Origin of the sequence: Mesorhizobium sp. M7A.F.Ca.US.005.03.2.1 (genome assembly GCF_003997795.1) — a bacterium.
GTDB classification, from domain to species: domain Bacteria; phylum Pseudomonadota; class Alphaproteobacteria; order Rhizobiales; family Rhizobiaceae; genus Mesorhizobium; species Mesorhizobium ciceri.
Genome location: NZ_RZRP01000790.1, coordinates 1 through 2950, shown reverse-complemented (window position 1 = coordinate 2950; position 2950 = coordinate 1). Strand labels below are relative to the sequence as shown.

Here is a 2950-nt window from a genome sequence, read left to right as displayed (position 1 = left end):
GACGCGGAGGGAAGCCCGCTTTGAACTGCACATTTTACGTCGCGGACCCCATGTCGGTCTGGTCGCCATGTTAGCCGACGCTAAATCAGAGCGATGCGACACTTCTTGCTGGGCCTTACAGTCTGTCTCTATTGCACCACATTGCTTCGGGCCGAAGCATGGCAGCCCTTTGGCGTCCGGCAGCTTGGCTTTACATTCGATATTCCTCCAGGTTTCGTCCTCACCCAGCACTCGGATCAAGGCGCGGCTTTTCTGGGGCCGAGAGAAGCGTCCCTAGTCGTTTGGGGCGGACAATTGGGCAAAGCCAGTTTTCGCGCCGAGATCGAGCACCGCATGATAGAGGACAAAAAGTCCGGTTGGCGACTGACCTATCGGCGCATAACATCCAGATGGGCAAGCTACTCGGGTGTCAAGAATGGCGAGATCCGCTATGTCCGCGCAATCACGGTCTGCGGCGACCGCGCCGCGCTTTTCATAATTAATTACAGGAAATCGGAAAAGAAACCATATGACCTGTTGTCGTGCGGATGGTCCGGTCCCTGAAGGCACAGGGCTGCTAAGTGGGGGGTGGGCAACGCGGACTGCTGCGCCCTGAGCTGCGGCCGCGTGATCCGCACGCTCAGGCAGTCGGCCTTGCGGCTGTTTCCAAATGGTGCATCCCAGACGTGGGAAGACGACGCGGAGAGCATCTCCCGACCGCTTCCTGCAACGGAGGGGCGATCATTTCCATTACTATCGCCGTGTGCTCAGAGGGGTCAGAGACGAGAGCTGCGTGTTCGTGCGCCGCGCCCTCGACACCACTGACCGTATAAAATCCGCACGCCAGAGATTTTCGCGAGGCTGCTGACGATGCCTTGTAGGCATCGTTGATGCTGGGCGAAATCCACAAGCAGCGCGTGTCCGATACCGCCCATGCCGTGTCTCTGGATTTGTCTATCAGCCTCTCGCAGAGATATTGGTCGCCGGGCTCCTCGGCACGATCCTGCGGACTAGCCGAGAGCACGATAGGCGAGCCTGCCAAATCATCATCTGTTGACGCGGTCGGCGGCCGTCGAGAACAATACACACTGTCTATTCACCGCGCACTCGTTCGAAGACCGCATGAAGAACGGTAGGCTCGGCGAGGAGCTTCGGCGCATGTTGATGGGCTACCCGATCTACCGGCCGAAATATGGCGAGGACGGCGACATGAAGATGTGGCAACAGGAACTATGAAGATCGTGTGGCCGCTCGATCCTGGGATCGTATGACCCGCTGACGCACTGCGGCAAGACGTTCTTCCTTCGCCCAGTGGTCCTGCAAGGCGCGTTCCAAGTGGTCGTATAACGGGAGCCATGCCTCACCATGGTCACCTCGTGCCACAATGATTTCGGCGACGCGGTCGAGTACTCGCTCAATCCGCTGTGCCGTGACTGGTCGAGGCGTGGGCGAGTCTCGCCTCACGGCTTCGCCCGTCCGCAAGGCCATGAATGCACCATGCCTTATGTGTAGCGGACTTTTTTGGTGCAGTGAAGGCCTGCATTCGGCTTGAGCTGCAATCGGCGGCTGCGGCTTGCAGATGTGAAAGGCTCTTTGCTCATCGGGGTTGGCAGCGGGAGGGCGATCGTCCGCAGCCCCCGAATACGATAGCGCGAGTTGCCGGCGCAGCCCGTCCGTCATCTGGTCAACCGAGCCTCTCCTCCTCGTGAGCGCGTGGCAGATTGTTTGCTGCGGCGGCGTGATTGCCGCCGCAGAGAGTTTTAACGGTTAGTTCGTGTGCACTGCCAATCTTCGGCCCTGTCATCCAAGACGGCGCCAAGGGAACGTCTTCGATCACACCCACCCTGCGTGCCCAGGTCGCAAACGCCTTGTGCGCGGCCTCGACCGACTTGCGACCATCATACGCCGAGTAGCATGTATCACAGGCCGCTCCGTGGAGAAGGCCGCGCCTTTCGACCGGCCATTCTTCCAGAAATTCTATGGCATCCATGACGCAACCGATCTTTTTGAGGACGAAACTGTCATCTCGCACGAAAATCGGCTGTTTGAACGTAGCGCTCTCCATCGTGACCTCCCTTCAAGCCCTAAAGCGGCGCTTGTGGCTCTTCGGGTGACGCAGGATGATTCCTCGGCAAAACATGCCGGTCTGCGTGACGCCTTCGGCACAGAGAGGATATTGGAAATGGCTCTTTTCAGTTCAAGAGAGAATTGGCCGGCCGAGCCCAGCAGCCTCTTGGCAATTGGCACCTCATCCCGCTGCCAGCGCGTCTGTCCGCGAGGCCCTCGGCCCACCAACCTGCACGTCGGCGATCTTGCCGTCGCGTAGCAAGGCCTCTAACCGGCGTAGCAGTGTAGATAGACTGGAAGAGCATCAGCGCAGCGAAAGCAGCGTTGTGTTTTCCTTTACTCATGTCCATTGCGGCCACTCCACACAGCGCGGGATATAGGTCGTCAAACCGGAGCGCATAAATTCTGGCACGTCAACGCCTTCATCGCCGCCGGCATCGTCTCGCGAAAAAAAGAGCGGGCCCGGAAGAGTCGGACCCGCCAGCGGCTATGATCAGGCTGCAGAGAGCGGTCGGTCATTCGCGAGCCAAAGGCTGGCTGCTGCCAGGGCAGCAACCACAGCGCCAGCGATGGCGTGCGACCACATTGCTGCCGCCAGGCCGGCAAAGCCAAGCACCCAAGGTGCGGCCACAATCCACAGGCCGACGACAAGGTTCGCCCATTCCTCATATTTGTGGAACGCCACCAACGCGCGCGCTGCGATCAGAACGGTGATTACGCCCGCGATGAAGGCGTGCCAGACGGCAACAGCATCGGCAGCATAGCCAAGGAGCCAAGGCGAGAGCGCCAGCGCGATGCCGGCAAGGATGTTTACGACATCAAGCGCCCGCCTGCTGCTGTCGGAAGCGAGATTCTTCAACATCGTCATTCTCCTTTCCTGCGTTTCAGTACGTCAATGTACCGC

At 59.4% G+C, this 2950-nt stretch carries 3 protein-coding genes; 1 reads left to right on the top strand and 2 read right to left on the bottom strand.

The window, feature by feature from the left end; all coding sequences use genetic code 11:
• Positions 1–105: 105 nt before the first annotated feature.
• Positions 106–543, top strand: a complete 438-nt coding sequence (locus EN991_RS30360) for a hypothetical protein (RefSeq protein ID WP_245459520.1) — start codon at positions 106–108, stop codon at positions 541–543.
• A gap of 1120 nt (positions 544–1663) precedes the next feature.
• On the opposite strand, the gene EN991_RS30355 is transcribed toward EN991_RS30360, so the two are convergent.
• On the bottom strand, positions 1664–2044 hold the full coding sequence (locus EN991_RS30355) for a DUF982 domain-containing protein (protein WP_024505614.1): 381 nt from the start codon (positions 2042–2044) through the stop codon (positions 1664–1666).
• A 495-nt stretch (positions 2045–2539) separates the two neighbouring features.
• Positions 2540–2908, bottom strand: coding sequence for an SPW repeat protein (locus EN991_RS30350; RefSeq protein WP_127367035.1), 369 nt, complete (start codon positions 2906–2908; stop codon positions 2540–2542).
• Positions 2909–2950 lie beyond the last annotated feature (42 nt).

Excerpts from the sequence above, each read along its gene's own strand:
- EN991_RS30355 (WP_024505614.1), bottom strand. The coding sequence starts at position 2,044 with ATGGAGAGCGCTACGTTCAAACAGCCGATTTTCGTGCGAGATGACAGT.
- EN991_RS30350 (WP_127367035.1), bottom strand. The coding sequence starts at position 2,908 with ATGTTGAAGAATCTCGCTTCCGACAGCAGCAGGCGGGCGCTTGATGTC.